The 17042-nt window shown below is 63.4% G+C and carries 16 protein-coding genes; 10 read left to right on the top strand and 6 right to left on the bottom strand.

The genetic code is table 11. From position 1 onward, the window contains the following. Positions 1 to 108: 108 nt before the first annotated feature. From ABI213_RS23710 to ABI213_RS23700, 3 genes are all read right to left on the bottom strand, one after another. A complete protein-coding gene (locus ABI213_RS23710) occupies positions 109 to 585 on the bottom strand; it encodes a peptidylprolyl isomerase (RefSeq protein ID WP_348008617.1) in 477 nt (158 codons plus the stop codon). Positions 586 to 704: 119 nt separating this feature from the next. After that, positions 705 to 2561, bottom strand: coding sequence for a 3'-5' exonuclease (locus ABI213_RS23705; protein ID WP_348028949.1), 1857 nt, complete (start codon positions 2559 to 2561; stop codon positions 705 to 707). Positions 2562 to 2620: 59 nt separating this feature from the next. After that, complete coding sequence (locus ABI213_RS23700) at positions 2621 to 3655, bottom strand: pirin family protein (protein ID WP_348028947.1); 1035 nt, start codon at positions 3653 to 3655, stop codon at positions 2621 to 2623. 194 nt (positions 3656 to 3849) lie between these two features. Here ABI213_RS23700 and ABI213_RS23695 point away from each other — a divergent pair, with 194 nt between their 5' ends. The 4 genes from ABI213_RS23695 to ABI213_RS23680 all read left to right on the top strand — a co-directional run bounded on the left by ABI213_RS23695 (position 3850) and on the right by ABI213_RS23680 (position 7933). Next, positions 3850 to 5214, top strand: coding sequence for an FAD-containing oxidoreductase (locus tag ABI213_RS23695; protein ID WP_348028945.1), 1365 nt, complete (start codon positions 3850 to 3852; stop codon positions 5212 to 5214). Between the two features lie 37 nt (positions 5215 to 5251). Further along, entirely contained in the window at positions 5252 to 6079 is an 828-nt protein-coding gene (pyrF, locus tag ABI213_RS23690; protein ID WP_348008620.1) for an orotidine-5'-phosphate decarboxylase, read from the top strand. 208 nt (positions 6080 to 6287) lie between these two features. Continuing rightward, the gene (locus ABI213_RS23685; protein WP_348028943.1) at positions 6288 to 7310 is read left to right on the top strand and encodes an MCP four helix bundle domain-containing protein; all 1023 of its coding nucleotides are present in this window, start codon (positions 6288 to 6290) and stop codon (positions 7308 to 7310) included. 20 nt (positions 7311 to 7330) lie between these two features. Further along, on the top strand, positions 7331 to 7933 hold the full coding sequence (locus ABI213_RS23680) for a methyl-accepting chemotaxis protein (protein WP_348028941.1): 603 nt from the start codon (positions 7331 to 7333) through the stop codon (positions 7931 to 7933). 10 nt (positions 7934 to 7943) lie between these two features. On the opposite strand, the gene ABI213_RS23675 is transcribed toward ABI213_RS23680, so the two are convergent. Beyond that, entirely contained in the window at positions 7944 to 8135 is a 192-nt protein-coding gene (locus ABI213_RS23675) for a hypothetical protein (RefSeq protein ID WP_348008622.1), read from the bottom strand. Positions 8136 to 8329: 194 nt separating this feature from the next. On the opposite strand from ABI213_RS23675, the gene ABI213_RS23670 reads away from it, so the two are divergent. From ABI213_RS23670 to ABI213_RS23655, 4 genes are all read left to right on the top strand, one after another. After that, a complete protein-coding gene (locus ABI213_RS23670) occupies positions 8330 to 10090 on the top strand; it encodes a methyl-accepting chemotaxis protein (protein ID WP_348028939.1) in 1761 nt (586 codons plus the stop codon). A 127-nt stretch (positions 10091 to 10217) separates the two neighbouring features. Next, positions 10218 to 10538, top strand: coding sequence for a DUF883 family protein (locus tag ABI213_RS23665; protein WP_295957394.1), 321 nt, complete (start codon positions 10218 to 10220; stop codon positions 10536 to 10538). Positions 10539 to 10567: 29 nt separating this feature from the next. Next, positions 10568 to 10969, top strand: a complete 402-nt coding sequence (locus ABI213_RS23660) for a phage holin family protein (protein WP_348008624.1) — start codon at positions 10568 to 10570, stop codon at positions 10967 to 10969. Then, positions 10950 to 11306: a YqjK family protein gene (locus ABI213_RS23655; RefSeq protein ID WP_348008625.1), complete on the top strand. Its 357-nt coding sequence runs from the start codon at positions 10950 to 10952 to the stop codon at positions 11304 to 11306. Before ABI213_RS23660 ends, ABI213_RS23655 begins: the two co-directional genes overlap by 20 nt. 43 nt (positions 11307 to 11349) lie before the next feature. Here the strand turns inward: ABI213_RS23655 and ABI213_RS23650 are convergent, their stop codons facing one another. Next, positions 11350 to 12291 carry a DMT family transporter gene (locus ABI213_RS23650; RefSeq protein WP_348008626.1) on the bottom strand — a complete coding sequence of 314 codons (942 nt, stop codon included), beginning with the start codon at positions 12289 to 12291 and terminating at the stop codon, positions 11350 to 11352. Next, entirely contained in the window at positions 12281 to 15187 is a 2907-nt protein-coding gene (uvrA, locus tag ABI213_RS23645) for an excinuclease ABC subunit UvrA (RefSeq protein ID WP_348008630.1), read from the bottom strand. The genes ABI213_RS23650 and uvrA overlap by 11 nt, the downstream gene beginning before the upstream one ends. Before the next feature lie 175 nt (positions 15188 to 15362). Between uvrA and ABI213_RS23640 the strand changes: the two genes are divergently transcribed. Beyond that, positions 15363 to 16535: an MFS transporter gene (locus tag ABI213_RS23640; RefSeq protein WP_348008631.1), complete on the top strand. Its 1173-nt coding sequence runs from the start codon at positions 15363 to 15365 to the stop codon at positions 16533 to 16535. Positions 16536 to 16560: 25 nt separating this feature from the next. Then, positions 16561 to 17042, top strand: a 482-nt coding sequence (gene ssb, locus ABI213_RS23635; RefSeq protein ID WP_348028937.1) for a single-stranded DNA-binding protein, incomplete at its 3' end; no start/stop codon positions are given.

The raw sequence follows: 17042 nt of genomic DNA, 5'->3' as shown, positions 1-17042 counted from the left end.
CGTATGTAGGGCAGGGCCTGGGCCAGGATGTCGGCCTTGTCGCGGGGGGCTATAGCAACTGAAGGGGTGGTCATAGGGTTCCTAAGAGGCGTTAAAGAGGACGCGAAATTAGTGGTGGTGGCCGTGTTCGCCGTGGACATGTTGGTGAGTCACTTCTTCGTCCGATGCTGCGCGCACGGCGGTGACGGTGACGGTGAACTTCAGCGCCTTGCCCGCCAGGGCGTGGTTGCCGTCCAGCAGCACCTGGTCGCCCTTGATCTTGACGACGTTGTAGATCTGCTCAGCACCAACATCGTTGATGCCCTTGAGCTGGCCGCCGACCTTCACACCGGGCGGAAATTCGCTCTTGGGGATGCTGCGCGCCAGGCTTTCGTCGCGCAGGCCGAACGCGTCTTCGGGCTGCAGGTCCAGTGTGACCGAGTAGCCCGCCATGCGGCCTTCCAGCGCTGCTTCGATCTTGGGCAGGGTGTTGTTGTAGCCGCCGTGCAGGTAGACCATCGGGTCTTTGGGCGCTTCGATCACCAGGCCTTTGGCATCCGCCACCTTGTAGCGCAGGGTGACAGCGGTGTTTTTTTCGATTTTCATAAGGGAGTCGGTCGGTACGTTGGAGGGTGTGTAGGGCGTATTTTCGCGCACCGGCGTGACCCACTTGAAATTTAAGCCAAATCAGCCTCTGGCGCACGTCCTACCTGCGCAAGCAGCTATTAAAACGATTGCAAATCTGCGGGCGCCAGCCGCTGGCCAAAACCGCCTTGGCCGCTCACGGTGACCACCAGGCGGTGCGTGGCCCGGGTGGCGGCCACGTAAAACAGCCGGGCCTCGGAGCGTTCGTCGGCGCTGCGCATGGGCATCTGGCCGATGCCGGGCAGGGCCACCACGGCAAATTCCAGCCCCTTGCTGGCGTGCATGGTCATCAGCTTGATGCTGTCGGCCCGCGGGTTGAAGTTGCCCGTCCCGGTGCCGCGGCGCACCTGGTAGGGCAGCTGGCGCATTTTGAGCGGGCGGGCCAGTTCGTCCAGCATCCAGTGGTGGCGGCAAAACACCGCCATGTCGCCCCAGGCGTGGCCCTCTTGGTGGGCGGCGCTGAGCTGGTCGGCAATGGCCGAGGCCTCGTCGCGCAGGCTGGGCAGGCGGATGATCTGCGGCGCGGGGCCTTCGCGGCCACAGCTGACCGGGCGCACCAGCGGGATGCCGTCGTCGTCCATGTCCTGGGCTGACAGCAGCTCGGCGGCGATCAGGCTGGCGGTCTGCAGAATCTGCTGGGTGTTGCGGTAGTTGATCTTCAGCACCGTGGTGCGACCCTGCGCCTGGATGCCCACGCTTTTGAAGCTGAATTGCTTGCGGTCATCGCGTGAAGTTGCACGTTCGTAGATGTTTTGCGCATCGTCGTACAGCACCAGCAGGCTGTTGGTCAGCGGGTCCACCATCTGGGTGACCAGCTTGAACCACGCTGGCTTGAAGTCGTGGCCCTCGTCGATCAGGATGGCGCGGTACTGGCCGGCGGGAATCTGCTTGCGGTCTACCGCGCGGATCAGCTTGTCCACCAGCTCGTCCGAGAAGCCGGTGCCATCTTGCGGCAGGCTTTGGCCATAGGCCAGCAACTGGTCGCGGCACCATTTGTGGAAGTGGCGGGCGTGTACCCGGTCGGCAATGCCCTTGGCCTCCATGGCGGCGGCCAGCTTGCCTGCCAGCGGCTCGTTGTAGCACAACACCAGCACCGGTTTGCCTTCAGTAGCCGCGCGCGCCAGGTACTCTGCGCGGTAGCCCAGAATCATGGTTTTGCCCGAGCCCGCCACGCCGTGGATCACCCGGTGGCCGTCGCCCAGGCTGCGGGCCAACTGCTCTTGCTGGATGTCCATCACCCGCATGATGCCGGGCAGGTCGGCATCGTCGTCGGCCGTATTTTCGGTATCGAACAGCCCGGCCTGGGTCGGCACGCGCACCTCGGGGAACAGAATCCAGCGCACCCGGTCGATCTGCGGCAGCGACAGCACGCCGCCCAGCATGTCGTACGGAAACATGTCCCACAGGCGGCTTTGGAATTCTTCCGGGTCCACGCCTTCGGTCATCTCGTCGGAGCACACCACCCGGTGCGGGGCGATGGCCTGGTCCAGCCCGGCATCGGTGAATTGCTTGCGCGTGATGTGGCTAAGCACCACGCCATGGCTCCACGGAAAGCGCAGCTTGCCCTGGTGGCGGCCATCGGCGTGGACCAGTTGTGGGTCGCGCTTGAGGGCGTCCACCACCTGCAGCGCGTAGTGGCGGGCCTGCTCGGCGGGGTTGTCTACGGTTTTGGGTTCGCCGCCGGGCAGGATGTCCCAGGTGGACTTGTCGGCCCGAGCGATGGTGGCCAGCCGCCAGTCCTTCACCTCCAGTACCAGCAGCCCTCGCCGGGGGTGCAGCACCACGAAGTCCGGGTGGCTTTGCCGCGGCCCTACGGGCACATCAAACCACAGCAGGTAGTCGGCATCCAGCTTGGCCTCTAGCCGCTCGGCCAGCCGCCGCTCCCCCGAAGTCATGCGGGCCACGCAGGCACTGAGCGCGGGAATGAGTGTGGCCATGGCGTGGGTGCAATCAAAGTGGATCCTCTTTGATTATGGGTGACGCACCCCGCCGGAACTCACACCAGGGGCGCTGCCAGTACCTTTTCGCCATCTAGCATCTGCGTAAACCGCGCTGGGTCTTTGCCGTGCACCGGTGCGGCATCGCCCCAGGGCCAGCCGCCGAACTGGGTGCGGCGGTAGTCGGCCATGGCCTGCTCGATCTCGGCGCGGGTGTTCATCACAAACGGACCGTACTGGGCTACCTGTTCGCCCAGCGGGCGGCCTTGCAGCAGCAGAAATTCACTGGCCACCGGGCCATTGACCAGTTCGACTGCCGCGCTAGCATCCAGGCTGATGGCCGCGTGGCTGGACACCGGCTGCCCGGCGACCTGCACCGACTGGCCTTTGAAGAAATACAGCTGCCGCTGCGTGTCGGCACCCAGGGCCGCAGGCAGGGTCCAGCGGGCCCCGGGGGCCATGGTGATGATCCAGATGGCGACATCGGCTTCGGGCTGGGCGGCCCAGGAGTCGGGTGGCGGGGCGGGGGGCGAGGCATCGGCTAACCGACCTGCGGTGACGAGCACCTCGGTGGCCAAACCTGCCGCGTCGGTAAAAGTGGTGCGTGGCACCTCGTGCTGCCAAAACATGGTGAAGTGCGGCTCCACCATCTTGTTGCGCGCAGGCAGGTTCAGCCAGATCTGGAACAGCTCCAGCGGGTTGGGCTGGGTGGGGTCAAGCAGGGGAAACATCTCGGCGTGCACGATGCCGCGCCCGGTGGTCAGCCACTGCACGTCGCCTGCGCCGTAGCGGGCGCTGGCACCCAGCGAGTCGGCGTGGTCTACCAGCCCTTTGCGGACGATGGTGACGGTCTCAAACCCCCGGTGCGGGTGCGGCGGAAAGCCCGGCACCACATCACCGTGGTACATGCTCCAGCCGTCCTTGCGGCTGAAGTCCTGGCCGATGGAGCGGCCCGCCAGCGAGGTGGCCGGGCCCATTTGCGCGTTGGCCTGCGGGTAGGCATCGTCGTGGTAAACGCAGAACAAAAATGGGTCGATGGTGGCCCACGGGAAACCCAGGGGCTGGACTTGCAAAACGGGGTGGCTGGCGGACATGGCAGGCTTCTTTCAAAAGAGTCATATGCGGTCGCTGGGCTAGACTTCAACCGGCCCTGGGCGGGCGGGGTAGCGCGAGGCCGGACGCAACGATACACTGCCCCGGCAACCAGGAATCGCCCTATGTTTGTCTCTGTTTTGGCCTTGCGAATCGGTGTGGTGGCGGGGGCAATGGCCCCCGGTTGGGTGCGCCTGTGAGTACCGCTTTTGATGCCCTCATCGTCGGTGCGGGCCAGGCCGGACCGGCGCTGGCGGGGCGTTTGACCGGCGCGGGCATGCGCGTGGCCCTGGTAGAGCGCAAGCTGTTTGGGGGCACCTGCGTCAACACCGGCTGCATGCCCACCAAGACCTTGATCGCCAGCGCCCGTGCCGCCTACGGGGTGCGCCGCGCCGCCGATTTTGGTGTGCAGATCCACGGGCCGGTGGGCATGGACATGCAGGTGGTCAAGGCGCGCAAAGACAAGGTCACGCTGGATGCCCGCCATGGCGTGGAATCCTGGCTCAAGGGCATGTCCGGTTGCAGCGTGTTCGAAGCCCATGCGCGCTTTGTATCGGCCCGAAGTGTGTTGGTGGGCGATACGCTGCTAGAGGCCGAGCGCATCTTTTTGAACGTCGGTGGGCGCGCCGCGATTCCCGACCTGCCGGGCATTCAGGATGTGCCCTATCTAACCAATGTCTCGATGATGGCTTTGGACGTATTGCCACGCCACCTGGTCATCGTGGGTGGCAGCTACATCGGGCTGGAATTCGCCCAGATGTACCGTCGCTTCGGCAGTGAGGTGACGGTGATTGAACGCGGCCCGCGCCTGATTTCTCGCGAAGACCCCGAGGTGTCCACTGCCGTGCAGGCAATTCTGGCGCGTGAAGGCATTGCCTTCCACCTGAACGCCGACAGCATCCGCTTCGCGCAGCGCGGCAGCGACATCGCCGTGGGGGCGACGGTGGGCCACGAGGTGCTGGGTTCGCACGTGCTGGTGGCCGTGGGCCGCCGCCCGAATACCGACGACCTGCAGCTCGACGCAGCGGGCGTGGCCATGGATGCGCGCGGCTACATCACGGTGGACGAACAATTGCGCACCAATGTGCCCGGTATTTGGGCGCTGGGCGATTGCAATGGCCGCGGCGCGTTCACCCACACGGCCTACAACGATTTCGAGATTGTGGCGGCCAATCTGCTCGACGGCGCCAACCGCCAGGTTAGCGACCGTATCGACACCTACGCCTTGTACATCGACCCGCCGCTGGCCCGGGTGGGCCTGGGCGAGGCCCAGGCGCGCCAGGCCGGGTACGACGTGCGGGTCGGCATGCGGCCCATGTCCCGCGTGGGCCGGGCGGTGGAGAAGGGCGAGACCGATGGCTTCATGCAGATCGTGGTCGATGCCGCGTCGCAAAAAATCCTGGGTGCCACCATCCTGGGCGTGGGCGGTGACGAAGCCATCCACAGCATCCTCGACACCATGGCCGCCCACGCGCCGTACCCGGTGCTGCAGCAGGCCATGCACATCCATCCCACGGTGGCGGAGCTGATTCCCACGCTGCTGGGCGAACTCAAGCCCTAGCCGGGTCTGCGCAGACCGGCCCCGTAAAATCGGGTCCATGACCTTTTTAGACATGCTCCACACCGCCGGGCAGCGCAACGCCTCCATGCTCTGCGTTGGGCTCGACCCCGATCCGGCCCGTTTCCCTGGCGCATGGCGCGGCGATGCCAGCAAAATTGCCGACTTTTGCGCCAGCATCGTCGAAGCCACGGCGGACTTGGCCATCGCTTTCAAGCCGCAGATTGCCTACTTCGCCGCCCACCGGGCCGAGGACCAACTGGAACGCGTGGTCGCCCACATCCGCCGCGTCGCGCCGCACGTGCCCATCATTCTGGATGCCAAGCGCGGCGATATCGGCTCTACCGCCGAGCAATACGCCATCGAGGCCTTCGAGCGCTACCAGGCCGATGCCGTCACCCTGTCGCCCTTCATGGGTTTTGACTCGGTGCAGCCCTACCTCAAGTACCCCGGCAAAGGGGCATTTTTGCTATGCCGCACCTCCAACCCTGGCGGCGACGATCTGCAACCCCAGCGCCTGGCCGATGTACCCGGCCAACCCCGGCTGTATGAGCACGTTGCCCAACTGGCCCAGGGCCCGTGGAACCTGAACGGCCAGCTCGGCCTGGTGGTGGGTGCCACCTACCCGGAGGAGATCGCCCGGGTCCGCGCCCTGGCCCCCACGGTGCCGCTGCTGGTGCCCGGCGTGGGCGCGCAGGGCGGCGATGCCCGCGCCACGGTGCAAGCCGGTTGGACGGCCAATGGCCCACTGATTGTCAACTCGTCGCGTGCGATTTTGTATGCGTCCAGCGGCGACGACTTTGCCGACGCGGCACGCCGCGTGGCATTGGAAACACGCGATACCCTGCAGGCCGCACGTTTGCTATAAGTTGCATAGCTGTGTGCGCAGATTGAATATGCGCCAGAGCTTGTTTTTACACAAAAAATCGGTGCACTACCGTGCTTTTTACACGCAGATTTATCGTCTAAATTAAGGATATTTAGGGGGAAATCTTCTTTACTTGCTTACTTTTCGAAACAAACTGATCCAGCCATTCGCGGTTGACGAAGTAGTTTTTAAATTTGAAAGGTAGGCAATGAACCTGAAAAATAGGACCGTCAAAGGTCAACTCACTTTCGCCTTTGGTGCATTGGTAGCCTTGGTACTGGTGGTGGCCTTGGTGGCGATCCACGCACTGGACGACGCCCACGATAAATTTACGAACTACAACGAGGTTGTCGTCAAGCAAAACAAACTCGTGGACGAGGTCCGTGCCGCCATCAGCGCCCGGGCCATTGCCGCGCGCAATCTGGTGCTGGCCACCGAGCCGGCAGACCGTGAGCTGGAACGCCTGGAGATTGTGAAATCCCACCAGGCCACCCAGGACTCGATGGCCAGGCTCAACGAGGCGATCAAATCCAACCCCCATGCCGATCCTGCCGACGTTCGCATGGTGGCCGAGATGACCCGCATCGAGACCTTGTACGGGCCCATAGCGCTCGATATCACCCGGTTGGCGGTAGAGGGTAAAAATGAAGAGGCCATTGCCGAGATCAATGCCAAGTGCCGACCCCTGTTGGCGCAGCTGGTGAAGGTCAGCGGTACGGCCAGCAAAGGTGGGTTGGATGAAGGCGGCGGCTACATCCAGGCGCGGCGGCTTCTGATGTTGGCCAGTGCGCTGGCCATTGCCGCAGCGCTGGGCATGGGCTGGCTGATCACCCGCAGCCTGGTCGGTGCCTTGGGCGGGGAGCCCCGGGTCGCCGCAGAGGTGGCGCGGTCGGTGGCGCAGGGGGATCTGAGCATGCCGATTGCGCTGGCGACGGGCGACAGCACCAGTCTGATGGCGCAACTCAAGCGGATGCAGGGCAGCTTGGTTGCGGTGGTGACCACGGTGCGCGAGGGCTCAGAGAGTGTTGCCACCGCCAGTGCCGAAATCTCACAAGGCAACCATGACCTGAGCAGCCGCACGGAAAGCCAGGCCAGTGCACTGGAGCAAACTGCGGCATCGATGGAGCAGTTGAGTTCTACCGTACAGCAAAACGCCGACAACGCCCGCCAAGCCAGCCAGTTGGCCAACAGTGCCAGCACCGTGGCAGTGCAGGGCGGTGAGGTGAGGTAGTAGCTGAGGTGGTGGCCACCATGAAGGACATCAACGAAAGTTCGAAGAAGATTTCCGACATCATTGGCGTGATTGACGGTATTGCGTTCCAGACCAATATCCTGGCGCTTAACGCCGCAGTGGAGGCCGCGCGCGCAGGTGAGCAGGGACGGGGTTTTGCGGTTGTGGCCAGCGAAGTACGCAACTTGGCCGGTCGCAGCGCCCATGCCGCCAAAGAGATCAAGGGGCTAATAGCGACCAGCGTAGAGCGGGTTGAAAAAGGCACTGCCCTGGTGGATAAGGCGGGCGCCACGATGACCGAAGTGGTCCATTCCATCCGCCGCGTCACCGACATCGTGGCCGAGATCAGTGCGGCCAGCAGCGAACAAAGTGCGGGTGTGTCCCAGATCGGGCAGGCCGTGGTCCAGATGGACCACGCCACCCAGCAAAATGCCGCCTTGGTCGAACAGATGGCTGCCGCCGCCAGCAGCATGAAAATCCAGGCGCAAGAGTTGGTGGGCGCGGTTGCGGTGTTTCACCTGGAGCCAGGGCTGACGCATTCGGCCGTGCGGGCCAGCACAGCCGTGCCTGCACCCCGCAAGCTGTCTACCCAATCTGCGCAACCCACACTGCGCCATGCCTGAATGAAAAGAGCTACGGCGGCCCTTCAAAGCTGATGTTGTTCACCAGCATCAGCCACATGATCAGCGCTGGAATCACAACGGGCAACGCAAGTGCGCAAAACATCAAGGCCGTTTGGACGAACGTAGAGATGTCGTTCCACCAGAGCAGCAGCAGTGCGCCCAGGTCTACTTCCCAAAACCGTTCCGGCTGTTGTTTCTTCATGGTGCGCCTCTTGTAACAAACAGTGTAGTGGCGGGTCACCTTATTTTCTAGCGGAGAGGGTTTTCATACCAATGGTGGGCGAAATCACACTAGCTACTGAGTGGATGGTCAATTTACAATTATTTACGCATTCAGCCCCAGTGGGTTGCTGGCGAAATCGCCCGATCTACACGCGATCGAAGGAGTACCCATCCATGTCGTTGCTTGAAAGTACCCGGGTCAGTACCCGCTTGCTGGCATTTGCCATTCTCAGTGCCGTGCTTGTGCTGGCCATGGGCTTGTTTGGTTTGGGTCGGACCTCCCAGGTGAACGACATGCTCAATACCCTGTACGACAACAACTTGGTGCCCGTTGCGGATATTGGTAGCGCCAATATGCAGGCCATCCACCACAACCGCACGCTCTACCACTTTGTGATTGAGTCTGAAAAAGCCCGGATGGACACCATGGCTGGCGAGTTGAAAAACTACGATGCCAAGTTGAAAGCGCAACTCGACAAGTACCGCAGGACGGTGCTGACTCCAAAAGAGACGGCTCTGCTGGGCAAGTTCGATGCTGCGTGGCCCCTGTATCTGGCCAGCGCCGACAAAGTGATGAAGGCGGGCTATGAGGACAAGGATAGCGATGCCATGCAGCTCATGGACGGCGAAGTCGAGCCCCGTTTCAAGTTGGCTGACGGTTTGTTGTCTGAGTTGCTGGATATGAACGTGGCGCTGGGAGACGCGACCCACGACGACAGCGAGGCCTTGGTAGCGCATAGCCGCAATGTCACCGTGGGGGTGACGCTGCTGGCCGTGTGCCTGTCGTTGGTGCTGGGCAGCCTGATCGCCCGCAGCATTACCGGCCCCTTGGGGGGCGAGCCTTCCGCCTTGGCTGCGGATGCCACTGCCATCGCAGAGGGTGATTTGTCTCGTCAGATCAATGTCAAGGTGGGAGATCTCACCAGCGTGGTGGCGCGCATGCAGATGATGCAGGCCAGTCTGGCCAAACTGGTGTCCCACGTGCGCCAAAGCTCCGAGAGCGTGGCCAGCGCCAGCCACCAGATATCCCAGGGCAACCACGACCTGAGCAGCCGTACCGAGCAGCAGGCCAGCGCGCTGGAAGAAACGGCGGCCAGCATGGAAGAGGTCAGCGCCACCGTGCGCCAAAACGCCGACAACGCCCGCCAGGCCAACCAGTTGGCGCTGAGTGCCAGCAGCGTGGCGGTACAGGGGGGCGACGTAGTGGCCGAGGTGGTGGATACCATGAAGGGCATCAACGACAGCTCACGGCGTATTTCCGACATCATTGGCGTGATCGATGGCATCGCCTTCCAGACCAATATCCTGGCGTTGAATGCCGCCGTAGAAGCCGCCCGCGCGGGTGAACAGGGGCGGGGGTTTGCCGTGGTGGCCAGCGAAGTGCGTAGCCTGGCCGGGCGCAGTGCCGATGCCGCCAAGGAAATCAAAAACCTGATTTCCACCAGTGTGGAGCGCGTGGAGCGCGGCACCGCCTTGGTCGATAAGGCCGGTCTCACCATGGGCGAGGTGGTCAGTTCCATCCGCCGGGTCACCGACATCGTGGGCGAGATCAGTGCCGCCAGCAACGAGCAAAGTGCCGGTGTGGCGCAAATTGGCGAGGCGATTGGCCAGATCGACCAGGCCACCCAGCAAAACGCGGCGCTGGTGGAAGAAATGGCCGCTGCCGCCAGCAGCATGAAAACCCAGGCGGACAACCTGGTGGGCGCGGTGTCGGTGTTCAAGTTGAAGCCCGGCGCGGTAGGCCTGGTTGCCGCCGTACGGCCCGCGGCTGCCGCGACCCGGCCTGTGGCTGCGCCCGCCCACAAGTCGGTTGGAAGCAAAACCCCGGCACCGCCCCTGGTCCGAAAGCCATCGGCCCCCGCAGCCTCCCGCAATCTGCTCGCGGTGTCTGTCGTGGCGAGTGGGGCCAAAGATGAAGACTGGACCGCGTTTTAAGCCGATGGTTTTTCGAGGTTCTAAAGTGTTTCTAAATGTCAACATCGTGAGGGCTGCAGTGAAAATGGCCAACCCAATCTGCTAACCTTTATCCCGTCCCCCTTCAACCCTTAACCGAAAGACGCACATGTCCAAAGCCATCCAAGCCGCCATCGACACCCAAGAACAATTGGTCAGCGACATCAAGTCCGTGATTTCCGAGGCCGAAGAGATGCTGAACGACACCGCCGACCAGTCTGGCGACAAAATCAGCCAGCTGCGTGCCCGCGTCAAGGCCCGCCTGAGCGATGCCCGCGAACGCCTGGTGGATGCCGAAGCCGCACTGCGCCACCACACCAAGAAGGCCGCCCGTGCCACCGACGACTACGTGCACGAATCCCCCTGGACGGCGGTAGGCGTGGCGGCGTGCGTAGGCCTGCTGGTCGGCCTGATCATCGGTCGCCGCTAAGCCGATAAACGAACCCCCACGGGTTCTGTATGCGTAGCGCATCGGGCGGCGGAGCTTTCGCCGCCTTAAAAAACATACCCACTACGTTGTTGGCCATGGCGCACACGCGCCTGCAACTGCTGGGTAACGAGATACTGACCGAGAAGCACCGCGCCCTGCGCGAACTGACCCTGGTGCTGGCCATGGTGGCCTGTGCCGGTATGGGCATGCTGCTGGTGGTGGGCTTGGCCATCATCTTGCTGTGGGACCAGCGGGTGTGGCTGCTGTCCGGCCTGATCGTGCTGTTCCTGGGGGCTGCGCTGACCTGCTTTGCCAATCTGCGCCGTTCTACCCGGTCGTTTGACGGTATTTTTGCGGGCAGCCTGGCCGAGCTGCAAGAAGACATGCGCCAACTCAAAGCCGCAAGCGACCATGGCAAAGACCCGCGCTGAACTGGACCAGGAGCGCGCCCGCCTGACCGAGCGCATCCAGGCCCAGCGTGCCAACCTGGCCCGCGAGCTGGCCCCCCTGCAGCGCATCACCCGCGCTGGAAACATACTGTCGGCACTGGTGGACGAGGCCGTTGCCTATGTCCGCCAACGCCCCCTGGCCATGTCGGTGCTGGCGGGCGGCCTGTTGTTGGTCAAACCCAAAGGCGTGTGGCGCTGGGCCAAGCGCGGCTTCTTCATCTGGCGCGGCTGGCGTGCCGTGCAGCAGTGGCAGCCGGGTACCGTGATGGATGTGGTCCGCCAGGTACTGGCTGTCAAAAACTATTTTGCTCGTAAATAGATAGCTGCCTGCGCAGATGGAATATGCGCTGGCGGCCTATTTCTTATATTTTTTGGGGGCCCGGGTTTTCTTCCTTGGTCACCAGCCAAATGCCGCCGCACACCAGCAGCAGGGCCAGGGCGTTCTTCCACTCCAGAAACTGCTCGTCCAGGAATAGCGCGGACAGCAGGGTGCCGTACACCGGCACCATAAAGGCGAACACCGTGACCATGCTGACCCGGTTGTATTTCAGCAAAATCGTCCACAGCGAGAACGCTACCGACGACAGGGCCCCCAGGTAGAACAGCAGCGCAGTGGCCTTCCAGGTGAATCCCTCCAGCGTGCCGCCGCAGGCAAAGCCAAGGGCCAGCAGCGCTAGTCCGCCAATGCCCAGCTGGTAGCCAGTCAGCACCACAGAGTCCACCTGCTGCGACAGCTTTTTGCCGTAAATACTGGCCACCGACAAGACCAAGGCCGCCAGCACCACACTGCCTTCGCCCTTCAGGCTGAAATCGAAGCTCAGCCCGCCAGGGCGGAAGTTCACCACCATCACGCCAAAGAACCCGACCAGGCAGCCCAGCACCTTGTTGAAGCTGAGACGGTCGTTTTGGTAGATGAAGTGCGCCAGCAGCACGCTGAAGAAGGTGCCGGTGGCGTTCATGATGGAGCTTTTGATTCCCGTGGCATAGGCCAGGCCGATGTAGAAGAACACGTATTGCAGGCTGGTCTGGGTCAGGCCCAGCAGGGTCATCTGGCCGAGTGTGCGCAGCGTGATGGCGAACACCGGCTTCTTGCTGAGCGCCGCAAACACCAGCAGCACCAGCCCGGCGAACGCAAAGCGGTAACCCGCAAACACCAGCTTGGTCGGGATGTCATTGGCGGCGATATGGAACAGCGCATAGCCATTTTTGATCGCCGGGAACGAGCTGCCCCACAGCAGGCAGCACAGCGAAGCCAGCAGGAACACCACTTTGCGGTGGGTGAACACCGAGGCGCTAAGGGGCAAGGTGTGCTGTGCCCGGAAGCAGCCGCGCCAGGTATTTGCCGGTGTGGCTGGCCGGGTTGGCGGCAATTTCTTCCGGCGTGCCCACGCCCACCACGGTGCCGCCACCCGCACCGCCTTCGGGGCCCATGTCGATCAGCCAGTCGGCGGTTTTGATCACGTCCAGGTTGTGCTCGATCACCACGATGGTGTTGCCCGCGCTGCGCAGCTGGTGCAGCACCTTGAGCAGCAGGGCGATGTCGGCAAAGTGCAGGCCGGTGGTCGGTTCGTCCAGGATGTAGAGCGTGCGGCCGGTGTCGCGCTTGCTCAGCTCCAAAGCCAGCTTGACGCGCTGGGCTTCGCCGCCCGACAGTGTGGTGGCCGACTGGCCCAGCTTGATGTAGCTCAGGCCTACGTCGAGCAGGGTGTGCAGCTTGCGGGCGATGGTGGGTACGGCCTGCAGGAAGGTGTAGGCGGCCTCGACCGTCAGCTCCAGGATCTGGGCGATGTTTTTGCCCTTGTACAGCACCTCCAGCGTCTCGCGGTTGTAGCGCTGGCCTTTGCAGACGTCGCAGGGCACGTACACGTCGGGCAGAAAGTGCATCTCCACCTTGACCATGCCGTCGCCCTGGCAGGCCTCGCAGCGGCCGCCGGCCACGTTGAAGCTGAAGCGGCCCGGGCCGTAGCCACGTTCGCGCGCCATCGGCACCTCGGCCATCAGCTCGCGGATGGGGGTGAAGAGCCCGGTGTAAGTGGCCGGGTTGCTGCGCGGAGTGCGGCCAATCGGGCTCTGGTCTACGTTGATGACCTTGTCGAACTGCTCGATGCCAAGGATCTCGCTGTGCTCGGCCGGCTCGTCGTGGGCGCGGTAGAGCTGGCGCGCCACGGCGGTGTACAGCGTGTCGTTGACCAGGGTGGACTTGCCGGATCCCGACACGCCGGTCACGCAGGTAAACAGGCCGACGGGGAACTGGGCATCGACGCTTTTCAGGTTGTGGCCGGTGGCGCCGACGATGCTGAGCCAGCCGTCACCCGGTTTGTGGCGCTCGGCAGGTACTTCGATTTTCAGCGTGCCTGCCAGGTACTGGCCGGTGAGCGAGTCGGGCTTGGCCTTGACCTCGTCAAACGTGCCCTGCGCCATCACCCGCCCGCCGTGCACGCCCGCGCCGGGGCCCAGGTCGATCACATGGTCGGCGGCGCGCATCATGTCTTCGTCGTGCTCCACCACCAGCACGCTGTTGCCAATGTCGCGCAGGTGCTGCAGGGTGGCAATCAGGCGGTCGTTGTCGCGCTGGTGCAGGCCGATGCTGGGCTCGTCCAGCACGTACATCACCCCGGTCAGGCCGGAGCCAATTTGCGATGCCAGGCGGATGCGCTGGGATTCACCACCGCTGAGGGTTTCGGCGCTGCGGTCCAGGCTTAAATAGTTCAGGCCCACGTCGTTCAGGAACTTGAGGCGCAGGCCGATTTCACGCACGATCTTTTGGGCAATTTCGCCCTTGGCACCGCCCATTTTCAGGGTGCTGAAGTAGGTAAAACAGTCGCGCAACGTGGTGTGGCTGATCTCAAAAATGGCGCGGGCTTGGGTGCCTTCGCCCACCTTCACGTGCCGGGCCTCGCGTTTGAGCCGGGAGCCGCCGCAGGTCACGCAGGGCTGGGTGGTGCGGTAGCGGGCCAGGTCTTCGCGGACCAGGTTGGAGTCGGTCTCGCGGTAGCGCCGCTGCATATTGGGGATGATGCCTTCGAAGGGATGCTTCTTGCGCTGCTTTTTGCCCGCCGTGGGGCCGGTGTCCATCAGGTAATGGAAGGCAATGTCTTCTTCGCCCGAGCCCTGCAGAATAGCCTGCTGCACCTCGGGTGGCAGGGTTTCAAAAGCCTGCTCGATATCGAATTTGTAGTGCTTGGCCAGACTTTCCAGCAAGGCAAAGTAGTAGGCATTGCGCCGGTCCCAGCCCTTGATGGCCCCGCTGGCCAGGCTGAGCGATGGGAAGGCGACTACCCGGTTCGGGTCGAACAGCTCCTGCATGCCCAGGCCGTCGCAGGCCGGGCAGGCCCCCACGGGCGAGTTGAAGGAGAACAGGCGCGGCTCCAGCTCGCTGATCGAATAACTGCAGATGGGGCAGGCGAACTTGGCGTTGAACAGGTGCTCCTGGCCCGAAGCCATCTCCACCACAATCGCCTTGCCCTCGGCCAGCCGCAGCGAGGCCTCAAAGCTTTCTGCCAGGCGCTGGCGCTGGGCGGCCATGGCCTGCGGCTCCGTGTCGCCATGCACCTTCACGCGGTCAATCACCACGTCGATGTTGTGCTTTTCGGTCTTTTTCAGCTTGGGCAGGGCATCGAACTCGAAGGTTTCGCCATCCACCCGAAAGCGCACATAGCCCTGGGCCTGCATGTCGGCAAACACGTCGGCGTATTCGCCCTTGCGCTCGCGGGCGATGGGGGCCACCACCATCAGGCGGGTGTCGACCGGCAGGGCCAGCACGGCATCCACCATCTGGCTCACGGTTTGGGCTTGCAGGGGCAGGTCGTGGTCGGGGCAGTAGGGCGTACCGGCGCGGGCGAACAGCAAACGCAGGTAGTCGTGGATTTCGGTCACCGTGCCTACGGTGGAGCGCGGGTTGTGGCTGGTGGCCTTTTGCTCGATGGAGATGGCCGGGCTGAGCCCTTCGATCAGGTCCACGTCGGGCTTGTCCATCAGCTGCAAAAACTGCCGGGCGTAGGTGCTCAGGCTTTCAACATAGCGGCGCTGGCCTTCGGCGTACAAGGTGTCAAACGCCAAACTGGACTTGCCCGAACCGCTTAAACCGGTGATCACCACCAATTGGTTGCGGGGGATGTCCAGGTCGATGTTCTTCAGGTTGTGGGTGCGCGCGCCACGGATGCTGATGCGCTGCAACTGCAAGGCATTGCGCAGGTACATGCCGTCGGAAGCGGTGTCGGGGAGGGCAGAGTTCAAGGTGGAGCCAAACTAGGGGTAACCCGTGATGATAGACAATCGCAGCCTGTTTGCTTGCCAACGGTCTATGGTGCCCCGCGTGTCCTCACCTTCTGTCTCGATTCCCCCCACTTCTTCTCCTGTGCCTGCGTCTGTCGCCATGACACCGCCCGAGCGGCACGCCAGCCTGTCGCTGGCTCTCATTTTTGCGCTGCGCATGCTGGGTCTGTTCCTAGTGCTGCCGGTGTTTGCGCTGGAAGCCGCCAAGTTCCCCGGCGGCGATGACCCGGCCCGCGTCGGCTTGGCCATGGGCATCTACGGGCTGACGCAGGGCCTGTTGCAACTGCCCTTTGGCATGGCATCGGACCGCTTGGGCCGCAAGCGCGTGATCGTGCTGGGTTTGCTGCTATTCGCAGTGGGCAGCTTTTTGGCGGCCATGGCCAATAGCCTGAATGGCCTGTTGCTGGGCCGCGCGGTGCAGGGCGCAGGGGCCATCTCGGCCGCCGTGACCGCGCTGCTGGCCGACCAGACCCGCGAGGCCGTGCGCACCAAGGCCATGGCCCTGGTGGGTGGCAGCATCGCTTTGGTGTTTGCCTTGTCGCTGGTGCTGGCTCCCGCCTTGGCTGCACATATCGGGCTGGCGGGGCTGTTTGCGCTGACCGGCGGTCTGGCGCTGGTCGGGGTGGTGGTGGTGCTGTGGGTGGTGCCGCCCGAGCCGTTGCTGCACCAGAACCAGCCCCGCGGCAAGCTGAGCGAGGTGCTGTCGCACGCGGGCCTGTTGCGGCTGAATTTTGGGGTGTTTGTGCTGCATGCCGTGCAACTGGCGATGTGGATGGCCGTACCTGCGCTGCTGCTGCAGGCCGGGCTGGACAAGGCCCACCACTGGTGGGTATACCTGCCCGCGGTGCTGGGCTCGTTCGCGGTGATGGGCGGCAGCCTGTTTCCACTGGAGCGGCGCGGTTATCTGCGCGGGGTGTTTTTGGCTGCGATTGGACTGATTGTGCTGGTGCAAGGCGGGCTTTTGTGGGTGGTCGATGCGCCACAGCTCAGCACGATGGCGACACTGCTGTTTTTGTTTTTTTGCGGTTTCAATGTGTTGGAGGCCAGCCAGCCCAGCTTGGCCTCGCGCATGGCCCCGGCCCACGTGCGCGGCAGCGCACTGGGTGTTTACAACACGCTGCAGTCGCTGGGCTATTTTGTCGGTGGTCTGGCGGGTGGTGCGCTGCTGAAATGGGGTGGCACGCACAGCCTTTTCATGGCGTGCGGGTTGGCCATGCTGGCGTGGCTGGTGGTTGCATGGCCCATGCAGACTCCCGCCAAAGTAAAAGCATAATCTATCCCCTTAAGAGGAATTCACCATGGCATCCGTCAACAAAGTCATCATCGTCGGCAACCTGGGCCGCGACCCTGAGGTGCGCACCTTCCCCAGCGGCGACCGGGTGGCCAACGTCACCATCGCCACCACCGAAACCTGGAAAGACAAGCAAACCGGCGAACGCCGCGAAGCCACCGAATGGCACCGTGTGGTGTTTCGGGGTGGTTTGGCGGGCATCGTCGAGCAGTACCTGCGCAAGGGCTCGCAGGTCTATGTAGAAGGCTCCATCCGCAGCCGCAAGTACAACGATGCCACCGGTATTGAGAAGTCCATCACCGAGATCGTCGCCACCGAAATGACCATGCTGGGCAGCCGCCAGGGCATGGGTGGCCCGCAGGGCGGTGGTAATGACGGTGGTTACGACGACGGCGGTGGCTACGACAATAGCCCGGCACCCGCGCCGGCCCGCCGCCCCATGGCCCCGGCACCCGCCAGCCGCCCACCCATGGCCGCCCCCGCACCCCG

Source organism: Rhodoferax sp., from assembly GCF_039922535.1.
Lineage (GTDB): Bacteria > Pseudomonadota > Gammaproteobacteria > Burkholderiales > Burkholderiaceae_C > Rhodoferax_B.
Note: the sequence above shows the minus strand (reverse complement) of the source record. Positions and strands in the feature narration are given on the sequence as shown.